Origin of the sequence: Pseudomonas sp. PDM25 (assembly GCF_019219045.1) — a bacterium.
In the GTDB taxonomy this organism is placed as follows: domain Bacteria; phylum Pseudomonadota; class Gammaproteobacteria; order Pseudomonadales; family Pseudomonadaceae; genus Aquipseudomonas.
The window spans coordinates 1-230 of record NZ_JAHUWL010000110.1 but is presented as its reverse complement, the minus strand read 5'-3'; the positions used below and the strand labels follow the sequence as shown (position 1 = coordinate 230).

The following is a 230-nucleotide window of genomic DNA, read 5'->3' as shown; positions in this document are numbered from 1 at the left end:
CGCGTCGTCGACCGGGGTGACGTTCAGATCCAGGGTGCTGGTGGAGCCGGTGTTGGTGGTGTAGCTGACTTGCGGCACGGCGCCGTTGTAGTTGGCGTCCGGGGTGAAGCTGTAGTCGCCGTTGGCAGCGATCGTCACTGTGCCAACGCCGGCGATCGTTGCAACTTGGCCGGCGGTGAAGCTGCCAGTCACGCCAGCGACGGTAAAGGTCGCGACACTCAGGGTGTTAT

The 230-nt window shown here is 63.9% G+C and carries 1 protein-coding gene; it reads right to left on the bottom strand.

The genetic code is table 11. From position 1 onward, the window contains the following. The coding region (locus tag KW848_RS31540) for a cadherin-like domain-containing protein (RefSeq protein ID WP_218539200.1) at positions 1-230 on the bottom strand (230 nt) is incomplete at both ends.